We start from the raw sequence: 18704 nt of genomic DNA, 5'->3' as shown, positions 1-18704 counted from the left end.
ATGTTAAAAGAGGTCTTAAACAAACCTTATCCTAGGGATTGGAACATCTCTTTCCTGCATATAGTTAAAGTTAACGCGGCTATTTTCGTATTTGTTACTTTCTTTTTATACTTTTTTAAGCCTAGTTCTATCATTGGTGTGGATGTTGATTTTACATTAAGTCAATGTGCTGTATATGGTTTTATTAGCTTCCTAGTTCCGTTAGTCTTATTTTTTATTATACCCATTGTTAGCCCATCTTTTTGCATTGAAGAAAAGTGGTCTGTAAAAAAAGAACTAACCCTCAATGTTCTCATTCTTTTTTCGATTGCATTTTTTATCATCATATATGGGTTATTGGTCTTGGGTGTTGAATTTCAATTTGGAATTTTGTTTCGCGTAATTTGGCTGACCATTCTAATTGGTATTTTTCCAATCTTTGGGATTATACTATACAACCAAAATCGATTGCTTAAAAAATACATTCAATCTTCAGAGGAGATTAACAAAAAAATCGATACTAAAGCAATTAAAGTAAAGTTAACACCTGATACTCCAAGGCTTATTACTGTTATTGGAGAGGGTAAAAACGAAACCTTTTCAATCAACCCAGAGCACATTTTATACATAAATTCTCAATCCAATTACTGTGAAATAGTGTATACGGAAAACAGGAAGGCCGAAAAGCTTCTAATACGTGTTAGTTTAGCTAATATTTTCAACCAGATAAAACCATCATTAGATTCACTTGAAAAGGTTCATCGAAGCTATTTGGTAAATTTAACTAGTGTAAAAAATGTATCTGGAAACGCTCAAGGATACAAACTTCATTTCGATGCTACAGGCACAATTGTTCCAGTATCTAGAAGTCTCTCTAAGGCCATTAAAAGTAAAATTATACAATAAAAAAGGCCTAACCTTACGGTTAAGCCTTCAATGTTATTTATAGGACTATAATTTTCCTTAATTATTTAAAGCTTCTGCTCCACCTACGATTTCAAGTATTTCATTGGTAATTGCAGCTTGTCTAGCTTTATTATAAGTTAACTGTAGCTCTTTCTTTAATTCTGTAGCATTATCTGTAGCTTGATGCATTGCTGTCATTCTAGCTCCATGCTCAGAAGCGTGTGAATCTAATAAAGCTTTGTACAGTTGTATTTTTAAAGAGTTAGGTATTAAATCTCTCACTATTTCCTTTTTAGAGGGATCAAACACATAATCAGCTGCATTTGAAGATTCATCTTCTTCAGGAGCAATAATTGGCAAGAATTGCTCATTTTTAACAATTTGTACAGCAGCGTTTTTAAAAGAGTTATAAACTAAAACGATTTTATCGTAACGTTCAGCTTTGTAAGCATCCATAATTGTTACGGCCATTTCGCTTACATTTTTGAATGTCAAATCATTCCAAATTTCTTCTGGGTTTTGGTATAACTCAGCATCTTTATTTACCCAATCAGTATATTTAATTGCGTCCATCATTTTTTTACCTACTGGTAAAACAGATAAGTTACAATCTTTATATTCTGAAGCAGCTAAAGCTTTAATCTTTTTGGTGATGTTGTTGTTAAACCCTCCACAAAGACCTCTATTTGATGTAATTCCTATAATTAAAACATCTTTTACTTCTCTTTCCTGCGCATACTCATTTTCTGATGTATCCAAAGAAGAAGATAAGTTACTTAATATTTCTTGTAATTTTTCTGCATAAGGTCTCATCTGAGTAATTGCATCTTGCGCTCTTTTTAATTTAGCAGCAGATACCATTTTCATTGCAGATGTAATCTGCATTGTTGAGTTTACAGAAGTAATTCTATTTCTTATTTCTTTTAAGTTTGCCATGTACTGTAAGAATTAAGATTTTAAGACTCAAGATTCAAGATGAATGAATACATCTTGAATCTTTTAATCTTGAATCTTTATAAGTCTAAATTAATATTTAGAAGCAATATCTTTTGCTACTTTTTCTAAAGTGTCTGTCACTTCATCAGTCAATTTACCAGCTTTTAAAGTTGATAAAACATCTTGATGTTTGTTTCTTAAGAACGATAAGAATTCTTCTTCAAATTCTTTAACTTTCTTCACTGGAACATTTCCGATTAACCCTTTAGTTCCACAGTAAATGATTGAGATTTGCTCTTCTACTGGTAATGGAGACCCTTCATTTTGTTTTAAGATTTCCACGTTACGCGCTCCTTTCTCAATTACTGATTTAGTAGCAGCATCTAGATCTGAACCAAATTTAGCAAATGCCTCTAACTCTCTATATTGAGCTTGATCTAGTTTCAATGTACCAGATACTTTTTTCATTGACTTAATCTGAGCAGAACCACCTACACGCGATACAGAAATACCTACGTTAATTGCTGGTCTTACACCTGAGTTAAACAAGTTAGCCTCTAAGAATATTTGACCATCTGTAATCGAAATTACATTTGTAGGAATATATGCAGAAACGTCACCTGCTTGAGTCTCAATAATAGGTAAAGCTGTTAAAGAACCTCCACCTTTTACGATTCCTTTTAAAGACTCTGGTAAATCATTCATATTTGCAGCAATCTCATCAGATGCATTTACTTTTGCAGCTCTCTCTAGTAATCTTGAGTGTAAGAAGAATACATCTCCTGGATAAGCCTCACGACCTGGAGGACGTCTTAATAATAATGACACCTCACGGTAAGCAACAGCTTGCTTTGATAAATCATCATAAGTAATTAAAGCTGGTCTACCTGTATCTCTGAAGAACTCTCCAATAGCTGCTCCTGTAAATGGTGCATAAAACTGCATTGGAGCTGGATCAGATGCGTTAGACGCAACAACAACTGTATAAGCCATTGCTCCTGCTTCTTCTAATTTTTTAACGATTCCTGCAACTGTAGATCCTTTTTGACCAACTGCTACATAAATACAATAAACTGTTTCTCCTCTATCGTAAAACTCTTTTTGGTTGATGATTGTATCGATTGCTACAGTTGTTTTTCCTGTACCTCTATCTCCAATAATCAACTCTCTTTGTCCTCTTCCAATTGGAATCATGGCATCAACCGCTTTAATTCCTGTTTGTAAAGGCTCATCTACAGGTTGTCTGTAAATTACACCTGGAGCTTTACGCTCGATTGGCATTTCATACAATTCTCCTGTAATAGGTCCTTTTCCATCAATAGGATTTCCCATTGTGTCAACAACACGACCTAACATTCCTTCACCAACTTTTACCGAAGCAATTCTTTTTGTTCTTTTTACAGTATCTCCTTCTTTTACTTTATTAGAAGATCCTAATAATACAGCTCCTACATTATCTTCTTCAAGATTTAATGCAATACCTTGTAATCCATTGTCAAATTGAATCAACTCACCATATTGAACACTTGAAAGTCCATAGATACGAGCAATACCATCTCCTACTTGTAAAACGGTACCTACTTCTTCTAATTCTGCTTCTGTTTTTAATCCTGAAAGTTGCTCTTTCAAAATTGCTGAAACTTCTGCTGGGTTTATTCCTGCCATTTTATTTTGATTTAATTTCCAATATTAACTTTTACGTTTCCTTTTTTTATTGTAACTCCATCTCCTTCTTGATTTGAAGGTGCTGAATTTTCATTTATTATAATTACTTTGTTGCCACTAATTTCTTCTCTTCTACGCGTTTCTTCTTTCCCTATTCTCTCGATAAAAGCTTTAGCATTTTCTAAGTCAACAACACCAGTTTTCGAATCTGCTAGCTTATTCTTAATCACAAACTTAGCAACTCCTTTATTGGTTGGGAAGACATAACCAGACTCACAAAAATCTTCTAAGCCTACAAAAGAAATTTCATAATATGAAACTGTGGCTCCTCTTGTCGTAGTTTTTACTTTAGTCCTTGGATCTGTTTTGGTTACTAATTTGTCGGGATCATAATAATCTTTCATTACAAAGTTTATTAAATCATTCTCCTTCAAATCTTTAACAACAAAATCTATATTCCCTGCTAACTTAATTTTTTCAACGAATAATAGCTCGACACCATCAACATATATCTGTCCTTTTTTTTCCTTTATCTTCTGAGCGAAAGTCACTCCAAAAGTTAAAGTCATTAGTATTATAGTAAATAGTGCTTTCATCACAATTATTAGTTTAACGCTTGTCTTAAGTTACTAATTTCTCTTACTACACTCGCGTCGATTTGCCTATCATCAACTCTTACAATAAAACCTCCAATAATTGATGGATCAATTTTCTCTACCATTTCTATAGTAGCATCAGTCTTTAATAGGTTGATGATGTTTTGTTTTTGCGCATCATCTAACTTCACTGCCGAAGTTACTTCTGCAACAACAATATTTTTTTCTTTTTTGTATAAGTTTACAAAAGAAAAAGCAATTGCTTCCAATAAAGCTTCTCTTTTTCTTGTCGAAATTAATTGTAAAAACTTTGTAGTCAGCTCAGTTATCTTAGCTCCAAACACAGCTGCTAAAACGCTATGTTTTTTATCGGTCTTTACAACTGGACTATTTAATAAAACAGATAAATCTTTACTCTCTTTAATTGTTGATCCAATTAATAACATATCGTTATATACCGCATCTAACTGGCTTTGTTCTTTGGCCAAGTCAATCAATGATTGAGCATATCTGTTTCCTGCTAATGAGTTCACCATAATTAGTTTAAGTTTACATCCTCAACTAAATTATCTACTAATGCTTTTTGTTTATCATCAGAAGACAATTTTTCTTTTACTAATTTTTCTGCAATATCAATTGATAAAGTAGCTACTTGTGCTTTTATTTCACTAACTGCTGCTGCTTTTTCTTGAGCAATTGTTTCTCTAGCTGTAGTCAACATAGACTCTGCTTCTGAACCTGCTTTAGTTTTAGCTTCAGCAATAATTTGAGCTTTCATCTCTCTAGCCTCTTTCATTAAAGCATCTCTTTCTGCTAAAGCAACCTTTCTCATTTCGTCGTTTTTAGCATTCAGTTCTGCCATCTCCTCTTTTGCTTTTTCAGCAGCAGCTAAAGCTCCTTCAATTTTAGTTTCTCTTTCGTTGATTGCTCCTAAAATTGGTTTCCAAGCAAACTTCTTCAATAATACCATCAAAATTCCAAAAGTGATCAACATCCATATTGTTAATCCGAATCCTGGTGTAACTAATCCTAACATATATATTATTTTGTTATAATTCTAATTTAATCAAACATAATTAAAAACCATCACAATCAGCCAACCGCTAATTGTGATGGTTTAGATTCTTGAATCTTAAGCCCAGAAAGTAGACGCAATTGCGAATAATCCAGCACCCTCGATAAGAGCCGCAGCAACAATCATTGCTGTTTGAATTTTGTCAGCAGCTTCTGGCTGTCTAGCAATACCTTCCATTGCTGATCCACCGATTCTACCAATACCAAGTCCTACTCCTAATACTGCAAGACCTGCTCCTAAAACTCCCATTCCACTCATAATTTATGTTTTGTTTTGGTTAATAATTACTTGTTAATGATGTGCTTCTGCTGTTGACGTCCCAATAAATAGAGCCGCTAACATGGTGAACACAAATGCTTGTAAGAAAGCTACCAATATTTCTAATACCGAAATAAACAAAGCTAAAGGAACTGCCATTAATGACCCTCCAACACTTTGAAATATAAAGATAATTCCGATCAAACTTAAAACTACGATATGTCCTGCTGTAATGTTTGCAAACAAACGTATCATTAAGGCAAACGGTTTAGCAACAACCCCTACTAATTCGATTGGTGCTAATAATATTTTTACAGGAACTGGAACTCCTGGCATCCATAACATGTGCCCCCAATATCCTTTATTACCATTTAAGTTTATCATTAACATTGTAATTAATGCTAATACAAACGTTACAGAAATATTCCCTGTTAAGTTGGCTCCAAATGGAGGAAATGGAATTAACCCCATCATATTAGAGAACCAAATAAAGAAGAAAATACTCAATAAAAACGGCATAAACTTTTTCATTTGTTTATCATCAAAATTTGGTCTAGCGATATCGTCTCTTACAAACAACACAATTGGCTCTAAAAACTTCGCTACTCCACTAGGAACTAAACCTTTCTTGTAACTTTTTGCCATTCTAGGAAACACCAACAATAAGATAATCGAAACAAGGATCAATGTTGCAACATTTTTAGTAATAGACACATCAAAGAATACATCTTCAGTGCTTAAATTACCTTTAACAACATCAAACATATCTGCTTTTTTCTTACCTGACAATGACACGACATCTCCATGATGCATTGTATACCCTTCATACTCGTGACCATGAGCTACTTTTGAAGACATAAAAAACTTTAAACCTTCGTTATCGTAAATGATAACTGGTAAAGGAATACTTACGTGATTTGGATGTGCAGAATTTTCATCTGTTGTAATTACATGCCATTCATTAGCATCTTTAATATGGTCCATAATTGTTTTAACTGGATCATATTTCTTAGGAGCTGCATGCTCATCGTGATGCCCGTGTCCTTCCCCTTCAGGGTGACTAGCGTAAAAATTAATTGACATTAGCAAAGACAGCCCTGCTAACACGATTGTTTTAATACTATTTGTTTGTTTCATTTTGATTTTTAAAAATGACACTGTTTTTCCAAAAATTTCCGCAAAGGTAGATATTGTTTTTTATCTCACAACTATTTTCTTGTGTTAATTTTAATAGAAAAGTCATTTTTTATTTTTTAAATTTCTTTTTTCATCACAAATCGAGCTGTTTGCCTAGACTTTTGTTGTACCAAAACCACTCTACTTTCCGTTAATTTCTGAACTACATCTTCATTATAATGTCTAATTGTCAACAATTCCAACTCACTATTATACCTTACTTTAAACTCATTTTTAAAAGTCTCTAAAATCAACGTTTTTACCTCCTCACTATCATCTATGCAAATTGAAAAACTAATTGCTGAGTTTTGCATTAGGTTAATTTTAATATTATGCATGGTAAAAAATGAAAAAAATGCTGTTAGCCCTTTTTCATCCACAAAAGAAAAATCCCTAGGAACAAAAGAAATTAATGTTTGGTTTCCTTTAAAGATATAAGAAGGAACTTTAGCATCTAACTCTCCAGACTCTTGAATCATCGTTCCTGCTTCATTTGGAGCAACAAAAGACTTGACATAAAGTGGAATGTTTTTATTCTGAAGTGGCTTTATTGTTTTGGGGTGAATTACCGAAGCTCCGTAGTAACTCAACTCTATAGCTTCTTTAAACGAAATTTGATCTAACTTAACACAGTTATTAAAAAATTTAGGATCTGCATTTAACATTCCTGGAACATCTTTCCAAATCGTCACATCCTCTGCATTCAAGCTCCAAGCTAATATCGCAGCTGAAAAATCTGAACCTTCTCTTCCTAAAGTCGTTGTCTGATGTGTTTCAGTATGCCCTATAAAACCTTGAGTAACGGCTATTTTCTTTTCATCATCAGCGATTAAATAAGGCTTAATTTTTTCGCTAATAAGCTGTTCTGTCTTTGGCCAATTAACTTTTGCAGACCTAAATGCTGAATCCGTTCTTACAATTTTACGAGCATCGAACCAACAATTTTCTATTCCAATAAAATTCAAGAACCCTGAAATAATTGTTGTTGAAATAATTTCTCCAAAACTTACAATTTGATCATATTCATAAGCATAATTCTCTGAGAGATCATTATTGATTTTTTGTTCTAACTCATCAAACTTATACTCAAAAAGCGTAATAAAATCTTCATCTTCGATTAACCCTAACGCTACAACGATGTTGTAGTGCTGCTCATAAACTTCTTGATACAGTTCTTCTATTAATTGCACTTCTTTTTCGTAGCACGCTTTAACCAACCGCTCCATTAAATTAGTTGTTTTCCCCATCGCTGAGACAACAACTATCAAATCTTCTGTGTATAGATTAATTATTTCGGCTACATTCAAAACAGAAGAAGCGTCCTTAACAGACGCTCCTCCAAACTTAAATACTTTCATTGCTACTGTTTTACACTAACAAAGCTACTATTTTTATCGAATCACTAATGGTTTAACAGCCTTAAATTCTTCTCCTTGAACCACTAAGTGATAATTACCTGATGCTAATGCTTTCACATCAAATTGTAACACATGATTTCCTGCCACATTTCCTCCATTAAACAAATCCAACACCTTTCTTCCTGTAAGATCATATAGCACAATACTGTATTCTGAATCAGCACCTAAATGATACATTAAAGTTACATGATCTAATGCTGGGTTAGGATACAACAGTAGACTTAATCCTTGTTCCTCTTTTATATCAGAACAATCATCAACGGTAACACTTAACTGTAACACATCGTTTGGACAAGTTCCATTGATTGCAGTTAACGTTACATTAAATACTCCTGGACCATCATAAGCATGCCATGGATTGGCATCTGTAGATGTTGAACCATCTCCAAAGCTCCACAAATAGCCATTTGCATTCTGCGACTGATTGGTAAAAGTAACCATAGGGTTATCTGTACACACCATCGTATCACTTTGCGAAGCCATAGCTACTGGAGCAGAATCAACCACTACAGTTATTGTTTGAGATGATGTATCGGCTCCACCTGGGCCTGTAGCCACTAAAGACACCGTATAGCTCCCCGAGGTTGCAAAAGAAACATAAGGGCTAGAACTCGTTGGTGCATTAATCGTTCCGCCATTAGCACTCCAAAGATAAGAAGTTGCATTTGTTGAATTATTTACCAACGCGATAGAATCATTAGAACAAACATAAGTATTAGGCACAGTAAAATTAGATACAGGAGTCCCTGTTGGGTTTCCTATTATCTGTCCATCTGTACTCACTACATTCGACAACAAACCTGCTCCATTTTCTGCTCTAACTGACACATAGTAAGTCGTTCCTTGTGTTAGTGAAAGTCCAGTAGCTGTTACACTTGTATTAAACCAGTTATCTGTCCAGTTCACAACATCTGTACCTCCTGAAGTAGTACCTATAGCATACCAATATCTCGCCACTCCTGAATGTTGATCAGAAGACGCCGTCCAATTCGCCGACAACTGAGTATTATTAGAAGTACTACTAATATCTGCACCTGTACCATCAAACAAATTGGTTACATCTAATGGCGCTGTCCAATCGACATTAATATTCTTCGATGACACGGTTGAAATATTATGCTGGTTGTCAACTACCAAAGACTTAACTTTGCCAGAAAACGTTGAAGGGTCTGGGTTTTGATACCTGATATCATTAGTATTTGCAGCTCCAATTGTAACCACCTCATTGGAAGCTCTGTTATGGTAGACATTTAAATTATCAACTTTATAAATACAGTTTCCATTTCTCAAAGAGAAATAATCTCCCCCAATAATAGGGTTAGGATCTGTCCAACTTGTTGCAAAAACATTATCCAACCACACATCTATCTCTCCTGTTGTTTTATCGTACGTGATTTTTATATCATGCCATTGATTAGCATTTACAGTATAGGGAACATCATGTTCTAAACTGATTACATCATTGGTGACTTTATATATTTGGATTTTATCATCATCAGCTCTAAAATAAACGAAGTAGGAATTTTTTCTATTTGTAAACCCTCCATCATCTGACATGAAATGAGCCCCAGCTCTTTTATTCGTTCCTGTTCCCTCAATTCGAGCAGACCAATGGTATAAAAACTTATCGTGTATATTTTGATCTAGTAAAGCATACAAGTTAGAGTTAGACTCTGTTTCATCTGTTTGTTGTAGTGCATTATTACTAATACTCCATGTACCTACCTGTTGTGCCCAATCACCATTAATCGCAGTTTCAAAATTATCTTTCAAAAAGCCATTACCATCATTTGCTCTCCATTCTGTTCCATTGTAATTAATCACTTGATAATATTTCTCTCCTACTCCACTTCCTCCAGAATTATCTGTATCGGTAAAAGAAGCCACAAAATCAGCTGTTTCCCATACATTTGGAGAGGTAACTACAGAGCTTGGAGGCACTAAATCTTGAGACCCTCCTGTTCCATTAGAACTCCAAGAGAGTGCCCATCCAGCATTACTTGTTGCACAATCTGACCTAAACTCTATTAACAAACTTCCCCCTGTTGAAGTAATTGAAGATGGGATACTCGAACCTGTCAATGTTGCTAATAACGGTGCACTAGTTGTTGCCCCATCATATACAAACAGGTAATCCCAGTTGTTTTCCAAATCAAATGCGCTAAAATTAATGGTTACTGTGCTTGCGCCAGTTGGCTGAATTAAATACAACGTACGTTCATCATCAGTATAATTTCCATTTGCCCCACCTGAATCAAAATAATTCCCTGAAGCAGCTGTTGCTGTTGTTGGATTTGTTGTATTGTTAATTAGGTTATAATATTTTTTCCAATTCCAATTAATTCCCGGATCAGTATGTGTTTGGTTAGGAAAATGTTGATGTCCTTTGATTTGAGTACAAGCTCCTAATGTGTTTAAACCAGCAGAAGATGCGCCATAATACGTTCTAATTGGCAAAATACCATATCCACTTTGTGTAATATCTCTTGATAAGTTAGCTGAACTTGTATACATTGCATTGGTATACCATGAAGCATCAGAAACATACCCCTCGTGTTCTATACCAATAGCATAAGGGTTTGCTGAACTAACATGCCATGCTTTTTCTGCCTCTAACACCATTTGTGTTACCTGACCATCAGAAGAACGGACAACATAATGATAAGATACGTTTGAACTACAGTTTTGCGACCATGAAATAGCACCTGCATAAGAACCTTGAATCGTATGAACTGTAACAGCTGATATTGCTGTTCCACTTCTTGAACTTTTATTACAACTAGGCGCGGCTACCCATAAAGCTGGACCATACTCACTTGACTTTAATTGAGTAGGCACATAACTTGTTCCTGAACTAGAATTGACCGCACCTCCTTGAAGATTTACGGTTCCACTACTTAATACTCTTAAGTTATTGGCTCCAAAAATAGCAACCAAATCTACATTAGGAGAGGCTGCTACATTTAATTCTTTTAGGAGACTAAACACGCCATAAAGTCTTGAATTCATAGCAAAATCGTTGGCAACATTATGATCTCTTGGAATTTCAGATAGTTCAATAATGATACGATCGTGCTCATTAATAGCTGTTGGTGAAATCCCCATATCAATCATTAACTGATTATATGCTGCTGCATAAGCCAATATATTAATTTGCGGAGACGCCTTTATATCAGAGACAGTATACCCAGACAATTGAGCAACTAAATTTAAATTACTTCTAAAGTATCCCTCTCCATTTTCCGTCAATCCCATAACTCCATAGACTCTTGGAAGACCAAAACAACTTTGAGGCATCGTTTCATCGATATGGCTAAAATGGGTCATTTTATAAGACACAGCCTCCAACATCCCTCTAGGAATATTTGGGTATTGTTGATATGCAACATTCATTTCCTGTTGGTAAGTATTAAAAACCGGAGTTGTTTGAGCAAACATTCCTCCACTTATCAACAAAAATATGCTGATTAGAAAATAAAGTTTTTTCATATTCTTTTTTGATTAATGTAACTGAAACTAATTTGAACACACTCAAATTGATGACGAAATTTATATAAAAAAAGTTGCAAAGTCAAACAACCTCTATAAATAACACATTACATAATCAAAATTAAAAACCTAATGAAAAGCCAATCCTATAGATTACAGGGACACCATTTGGTCCGAAAATATAATTATAACGATAAGGGGAATTAGGATCATCTATCACATCATACAACAAAAACAACTGTACATTTAAGTTATTGGCTATCTCATTACTATACCCTGCTCCCAACAGAAAAACATTACTAAATGTTCGTTCACCATAAGAACCACTATTCGGATTTAAATCTTGAACATTTAATAATTCATATTCAGCTGAAGCCAAAATAGACGGAGAAATTCTATAACGACCAAAAAGTCCTCCTCCATAGTATTTATAGGAAAGAAAAGGGGAGTTACTATTGGTAGGTCCCCAATACAAATATTTACCTGAAATTCCGGTAGAAAAGTTATCACTAACTTTGTATCCTAAGATGGGAGCCAACTCTAAATACATTAGGCCGTTACTAATGTTAAATCCAAAATTACCACCTGTAAACAACTTATCTTTAAAAGCCACTTTAGAAGTGTTTCCATCATAAGTATATCCATCATTATCTTGAGCATTTATATTTAATGAAAGAACAGCTAAAACGACAAATAAAACAATACTCTTCATAACGTAACATTTAAAAGCAATAACGGCTTGACAACAAAATTATTTTACCATAAACTTATGAACTTCTTTTCTACTATCTTTTGTCACAACGATAAAATATACTCCTGAAGAAAAGTTTTGAGTATCCACAACATAACGATGTTGACCATCTCCAAATTGTCCATTATCCAAACTCATGACTTTTTTACCAACAACATCCAAAACATCTATATTATCAACTTTATTATTTGCTTTAAAACTGATTATTGCTTCATCTTCTACTGGATTTGGATAAATTAAAAACGCTTCTAACAATGCACTTTCTTCTACTGATACAGGACCACTGATATTAATATTATCGATATAAATATTATTCCCTCCATCACTTTCAAATATAAACTTCATTCTAAAATCACTTTCTAAGTAATTCACCAAACTACCTGAACTTACTGTTGCTGTTTTCCATTGTGTTGAATTTGGGACAAAACTTGACCATGTAGTTGGAGCTGTTTCCAATATACTCCCTGAAAGAATCTTCTTCGTCACCCAAGTTTCCCCACAGTCCTTTGATACTTTAAGTAGCAATCGATCATTGTTTTCAGTTGCTCGTTTTGCATAGGCATAATCAAAAGAAATTGAAGCAGACAAATTCAAATCCAGGGTAATTGTTGTACTTTCTAATTCATCTATATTTCCTGCATTGTTTGCGTCATTTTGAATCATGACACACTGACTTCCTAAAGCAGCAGCTCCATTCGTCAACTCCCAAGTAATCGCATTGTCAGGATTTTCAACAAACCAGTGATCAGAAGGGATCGCATTAACATATTCAAAACTCTCTTGTATTGGTGCTATACCTGTTTCTGACACCACCTTTATCAATTGCGTTTTAACTTCAGTTAGTGCGTTTACCGAGTTTGAAGCAGTAAGCGAAACAGGGTAAATTCCTGGTGTACTATATGTAACTGTAGGATTTTGACTGGTTGAAGATGCTGGAATCCCTCCTTGAAATGTCCAATTCCAAGCTGTTGGACTATTATAAGTATTATCAGTAAACTCAACTGTTCCCCCCACACAAACAACTTTAGTATTGGTAGAAAAATCAACAACACAAATTTCTGGATTACCAAGCGCCCCTGTTTCCTGTAGATTAGAGGTCTGCCATAAATTATTCCTTCCTGCAATGGAAGACTGTAACGCCGCTCGCATCCTACTTTTTTGTCCAAGCGTAAACATCTTTCTACAATATGAATAATCCATATAATTCTCTACATTGGCTAACACTCCACAAGTAGACTCTGGTAAATTACAAGATCGCACTCCAATTGTATTAGGTGTATCAGACACACCATCGTCTGTACTACAGTTTGAACTTAAACCAGGTTCATTTGTTGATCCCCATGTATGTGCCAAATTTAACCAATGCCCACATTCATGGGTTAATGTTCGACTTGTGATTGGTGAACTTGTCCCAATTTCACCGATATACCCTGAACGCATAAAAATCCCATTTCCATACATATCTCCATGATAAAAACTACTAGGGTAATTGGTATACCCAGCTGCATTATAAGGCAAAAATTTACAAATGAATATATTGAGGTACTTTGACGGGTCCCAATAGCCTTGATAGACATCATTTCCATTAACAACAGCATTTATTTGATCATCAGCATCATGCGCATCGTCATCTGTGTCGACAGTGTACACTGTTTTAGTACGAGTAATCCCTCCAAAACAATCTCCATTTGGGGCTTTAGTTGCTAAAACAAACTCTATTTCAACATCAGCTATTAAGTGTTGAAATGCTGAAACGACAGAGTTAGCATCAGCATTTAACTTCCTAAAGTCCCGATTTAGTACTCTTAGGCCATCAAGAATTTGTGCTCTACTAATATTTTCAGAACCTCCATTATGGAGTACATGGAAAACAACTGGAATTTTATATACTGTTCCAGCTTTTGCTAAACTTTCATCTTGTTTTAGTTTGATCTGATCTCTTTGATAGCTCATTGCAAACGAACTATCCTCCATATTCTTCTTTAGTATTTTGTGCGAACCACATTGATGTGTATGAGACTGAGCAGCAACTCCTACACTAGAAAAAAAAAGAATCAGTATAATCAGATATCGTCTTTTTATCATTCAATAATCAGTTTGCTTAACTTTGTATTTTCTCCATCGTTAAACGATAAGATATACATACCAGCTGCATATTTTTTGGTATTGACTTGAAATTGATGCTCACCTAACTGTAAACCACCTTCGTAAACGCTTTCTAATACTTTACCTGTAAGATCTAACAATTCTATACGTATTGCTCTTTGATTATTTTCTACAGAAAATGTAACGTTCACCTCATCTTTTGCTGGGTTTGGATAAATGGATAATTCTTTAAACGACTCATTTTCATCTATAGAAACTGGTCCACTTATATTAATGTTATCAATATAAATGTTATTCCCTCCTCCATGTTCAAAGATAAACTTCATTCTAAAATCGCTATCCAAGTAATTGACTAAACTACTTGAGTTAATTGTTGCTGTTTTCCATTGTGTAGCGTCTGGCACAAAATTACCCGAAGTATTTGGAGCTGTTTCTAATACTCCTCCTGAAACGGTCTTTTTCGTATTCCAAGTTTGACCACAATTGTTAGAGACCTTAACCAATAGACGATCACTATTCGAGCTATTTTTCTTAGCAAAAGCATAATCAAAAGAAATAGTTGCCGATAAATTTAAATCTAAAGTAATGGTAGTACTTTCTAATTCGTCAATGCTTCCCTCATTATTTTGCGAGTTATTGATCATCACACAATTACTTCCTGATGCGGCAGCAACATTTGTTAACTCCCAAGTTACTCCATTATCAAGATTCTCTACAAACCAATTATTCGATGGTATTGTATTCGTAAATTCAAACCCTTCTTGTATAGGAGGAATTCCTGTTTCAGAAACCACTTTTATATATTGAGTTTTTGTTTCAGATGCAGATCCTGTTGAACCATTTACTGTCAATGAAACAGGATAAATCCCTGGGGTATTATAAGTAATTGATGGATTTTGAGTTGAAGAAGAAGAAGGTGTTCCTCCTTGGAATGTCCAACTCCAACTTGTTGGGTTATGGTATGAATCGTCTGTAAAATCAATAGTAGTCCCTACACATACCACTTTCGTTTCAACAGAAAAGTCAGCTTTACATATCCCTGCATTACCATTCGCTCCAGTGGCATTCAAATTAGAGGTCTTCCACAGGTTACTTCTTCCAGCAACTGAAGAGGTAATTGCTGCTCTCATTCTTGTTCTTTGACCCGCTGTAAACATTTTAGAACAGTATGAATAATCCATATAGTTCTCAACATTTGCCAATACACCACAACTAGATTCAGACAAATTACAAGAAGTAACTCCTTTGGTATTTGGCGTATCAGAAACCCCGTCATCAATACTACAATTAGATGCTAACCCTGGGTTATTTGAATTTCCCCAAGGGTGAATTAGATTTAACCAATGCCCACACTCATGTGTTAATGTTCTACTGGTTGATGCTGAACTAGTCCCTATTGATCCTACATAATTATGCAAAACAAAAATACCATTCCAAACCATATCCCCCGAGTTCCAATTAGATGGATAAGTTGTATACCCTGCTGCTCCTCCTATAGATTTACATATATATATATTTAAGTACTTTGACGGATCCCAAATTCCTTGATAAACATCATTCCCGTTAACAATAGCATTTACCTGGTCTTCACCATCATAATTGTCTGTTTCAGTATCTTCAGTTCTTGGAGACATTGTTCTTGTTATCCCACTAAAGCATTGTCCATTTGGAGCTATAGTAGCCAATACAAACTCTATTTCGATATCAGTAGGCATTCCTTGAAATGCACTTACCACATTGTTTGCATCTGCATTCTGCAACCTATAATCTCTATTTAATATTCTTAAAGCATCCATAATTTGTGCTCTACTAATATTTTCAGAACCTCCATTGTGTAAGACATGAAACACTATTGGTATTTTATAGACTGTACCCGCTTTATTTAAATTCTCTTGTTCAATTACTTGTTCTTGCTGAGCTAACGCTTGTTGGTCTAGAATATTTTGTTGTACAAAATCAGCATTCCCCATCATTTTAGCATAAAACTTATGCGTTTTACAATACTCAACATGTTCACCTTCCCTCATATTTGAATGATCTAAATGAGACGAATGGTCATGAGTCTGAGAGAAAAGCAAAATAGAAGAGAAAAAAACTATACTTGTAGAAACTATTTTAAACATGTGTGTATTTTTATTTGGTTCGGATTCCGACAATATACGAAAAATCATTATATCTTGAATGAACATTTATTCTTATCTGTATCCATTTTATATATTTCCTTACAAAAAAAAGCGCCTTATTATTTCTAATAAGACGCTTTAGCTATAAATAGACTAATTTAAATTATGGTTTCTCAATTGGCTTGGTTGTCCACTTGTTTACTCCTTTTTGCTCCACTGAAGGTTTAACAACCGGTTTTGTTTCTGCTGGTTTTGTTTCTACTTTAGAAGCATTTGGCTTAACAGTTGGTTTTGTTATTGGCTTAGTGGCAGGTTTTGTTATCGGTTTTACAACTGGTTTTGCGACCTCCTTTTGTGCTTTAAGCTTTTTTGAAATCTCAGCCAGCCTTTGTTTTGGCAAACTCGCTTTCGGATTAGCTTGAGCCGCCTTTTGATAATATACCTTAGCTTGATTAAGTTCTCCTTTTCTATAATAGCTATCTGCTTTTGAAATATAGTTTTTATACGTTTGGGTTGATGAACTTCCTACATTACCTGTACTAGGATTTGTTGATATGCTCTGAATCATATACACTAGATGTCCTTTTTTAGCATGCTGCCCAGCACTATTTGAAGCTCGCACCTCCACCTCAACTCTTCGTTGAGTTCCTTGTCCTTGAAGAGGAAAAGCAACTGGTATAGAGAAAACACCTGTACTTGCATTATAACTATAGTTCGACAATCTATTCCCATTCATGTAAACGTTAAGTGTTACATTTTGATGATTAACAACTCTTCCTTGAACAGTATAGCTTCTCTGAGGAGAAACAAATGGACTTCTATAAGAGTTTCCATTACCAAGGTTTGTGTATTGTACAATTGGTGCTTTTATTTGAGGACCAGTTCTTACCAGATCAAAGACTTCCATATCATTACCATAATTATTTTGAGCCCTTACCCTAACCTGATGTGAACCTACTGTTAAATTCGTAACGATTGTCAACACCTTGGTTGCTGTATTGTATGTAAACGGAATATTAGTTCCATCCATGGTAACCTGTACATTATTTTGACTAGAAACATGGTCTATTTTTCCAACAACTGTTACACTTGCTGCTGCTGTTGTATGTGGGAAACTCGTCGGCGTTTGAATTGTAATTACTGGAGGAACTAACTTCGAAGTGTTTCCTTTATACATAACATCCAACACCTTTTCAGCTTTTCCACATTCGTTTTCCACTTTAACAATTAATTTGTTGGCTCCCACTTTTAATGGAACAGTCCCCCAGATATTACCATTTGTCTGCTCTAGATTAACATGGACATTATAACCGTTGTTCGTAACACTAATCTGACTCACAGAAGTGATATTTGCTGAACTAAATGTAAATGCCATATTTCCATCTCTTCCTACATGATTGTGTGGACTTTGTAATGGAATTTGATATGCCAAAACTGGAGCTACACATGGCTTCTTTCGAATTAATGTTTTGCTTTTACTATCTGTTCCTGATGAATTACTTGCAGCTACTGAAAGAGTATTACTCCCCATATTTAAGGCTGCATTATAGGTTACCATCTTCGTTGATGAGTTATAACTAAAATTACTCGTTTGCACTCCATTATATGTTAATGAAATTTGAGATTGTGAGTTCACATTATCTACTCTAGCTGTCACCACTTCATTTGCATTTGTAGTATTATATGGATTTCCTTGTGGCGTTATAAATGTAACTACAGGAGGTAAAAGAGTGACTAACTTTCTATAGATAATCGTTGTTGATTTGGTATCTACACCTGCACTATTCGTTCCTGTTACTACAAACACATTATTGCCTGCTACCAACGTCTTATTAATAACAACTTCTTTTGTATTAGTATTAAAGTTAAAGACTGGTATCGCTGTTCCATTATGTGTTACTGTAATTTGATTTGCTGAGGTCACATTTAACACTTTCGCATTTACAGTAAAACTACTCATATTAACAGTATAAGGCGAAACCGTAGGATTAATAAAACTAACTACTGGTGGCAGCATTGCTACTGGCTTTTTATACACAATAGTTGTTGACTTAGTATCTACTCCTGCATTGTTAGTTCCTGTTACTACGAATACATTATTCCCACTAATCAATGGTTGATTTATACTGACCTCTTTAGTCGAATTGTTAAAGCTAGCTGGTATAACAGTTCCATTATGTGTTACTGTAATTTGATTAGCAGATGTTACATTCAACACTTTAGCTT

Annotated in this window: 14 protein-coding genes; 1 reads left to right on the top strand and 13 read right to left on the bottom strand. The window is 34.6% G+C overall.

Going from position 1 to position 18704, the window contains the following annotated elements; all coding sequences use genetic code 11:
• Positions 1-885 (top strand): LytTR family transcriptional regulator, encoded by an 885-nt coding sequence (locus N4A35_00510; GenBank protein MCT4579870.1) that lies wholly within the window; start codon positions 1-3, stop codon positions 883-885.
• Positions 886-942: 57 nt separating this feature from the next.
• On the opposite strand, the gene atpG is transcribed toward N4A35_00510, so the two are convergent.
• From atpG to N4A35_00445, 13 genes are all read right to left on the bottom strand, one after another.
• A complete protein-coding gene (gene atpG, locus N4A35_00505) occupies positions 943-1821 on the bottom strand; it encodes an ATP synthase F1 subunit gamma (GenBank protein ID MCT4579869.1) in 879 nt (292 codons plus the stop codon).
• A 90-nt stretch (positions 1822-1911) separates the two neighbouring features.
• Entirely contained in the window at positions 1912-3486 is a 1575-nt protein-coding gene (gene atpA, locus N4A35_00500) for a F0F1 ATP synthase subunit alpha (protein ID MCT4579868.1), read from the bottom strand.
• Between the two features lie 11 nt (positions 3487-3497).
• Complete coding sequence (locus N4A35_00495; GenBank protein ID MCT4579867.1) at positions 3498-4082, bottom strand: hypothetical protein; 585 nt, start codon at positions 4080-4082, stop codon at positions 3498-3500.
• An 8-nt stretch (positions 4083-4090) separates the two neighbouring features.
• Complete coding sequence (gene atpH / locus N4A35_00490) at positions 4091-4618, bottom strand: ATP synthase F1 subunit delta (protein MCT4579866.1); 528 nt, start codon at positions 4616-4618, stop codon at positions 4091-4093.
• A 2-nt stretch (positions 4619-4620) separates the two neighbouring features.
• On the bottom strand, positions 4621-5118 hold the full coding sequence (atpF, locus tag N4A35_00485) for a F0F1 ATP synthase subunit B (GenBank protein MCT4579865.1): 498 nt from the start codon (positions 5116-5118) through the stop codon (positions 4621-4623).
• A gap of 96 nt (positions 5119-5214) precedes the next feature.
• The gene (gene atpE / locus N4A35_00480) at positions 5215-5415 is read right to left on the bottom strand and encodes an ATP synthase F0 subunit C (GenBank protein MCT4579864.1); all 201 of its coding nucleotides are present in this window, start codon (positions 5413-5415) and stop codon (positions 5215-5217) included.
• Between the two features lie 33 nt (positions 5416-5448).
• Positions 5449-6552, bottom strand: coding sequence for a F0F1 ATP synthase subunit A (gene atpB, locus N4A35_00475; GenBank protein ID MCT4579863.1), 1104 nt, complete (start codon positions 6550-6552; stop codon positions 5449-5451).
• 116 nt (positions 6553-6668) lie between these two features.
• A complete protein-coding gene (locus N4A35_00470) occupies positions 6669-7949 on the bottom strand; it encodes an aspartate kinase (protein MCT4579862.1) in 1281 nt (426 codons plus the stop codon).
• A 33-nt stretch (positions 7950-7982) separates the two neighbouring features.
• The gene (locus tag N4A35_00465) at positions 7983-11498 is read right to left on the bottom strand and encodes an N-acetylmuramoyl-L-alanine amidase (protein MCT4579861.1); all 3516 of its coding nucleotides are present in this window, start codon (positions 11496-11498) and stop codon (positions 7983-7985) included.
• Between the two features lie 121 nt (positions 11499-11619).
• A complete protein-coding gene (locus N4A35_00460) occupies positions 11620-12210 on the bottom strand; it encodes a hypothetical protein (protein MCT4579860.1) in 591 nt (196 codons plus the stop codon).
• 39 nt (positions 12211-12249) lie between these two features.
• Positions 12250-14334, bottom strand: coding sequence for a M43 family zinc metalloprotease (locus N4A35_00455; GenBank protein ID MCT4579859.1), 2085 nt, complete (start codon positions 14332-14334; stop codon positions 12250-12252).
• The gene (locus tag N4A35_00450; protein ID MCT4579858.1) at positions 14331-16478 is read right to left on the bottom strand and encodes a M43 family zinc metalloprotease; all 2148 of its coding nucleotides are present in this window, start codon (positions 16476-16478) and stop codon (positions 14331-14333) included. The genes N4A35_00455 and N4A35_00450 overlap by 4 nt, the downstream gene beginning before the upstream one ends.
• Before the next feature lie 163 nt (positions 16479-16641).
• Positions 16642-18704 (bottom strand): hypothetical protein (locus N4A35_00445; protein MCT4579857.1); only part of this gene is annotated, 2063 nt, incomplete at its 5' end.

The sequence above is a fragment of the Flavobacteriales bacterium genome (genome assembly GCA_025210295.1).
Lineage (GTDB): Bacteria > Bacteroidota > Bacteroidia > Flavobacteriales_D > Parvicellaceae > S010-51.
The sequence above is the reverse complement of the archived record's forward strand: the minus strand, read 5'-3'. Positions and strand labels throughout refer to the sequence as shown.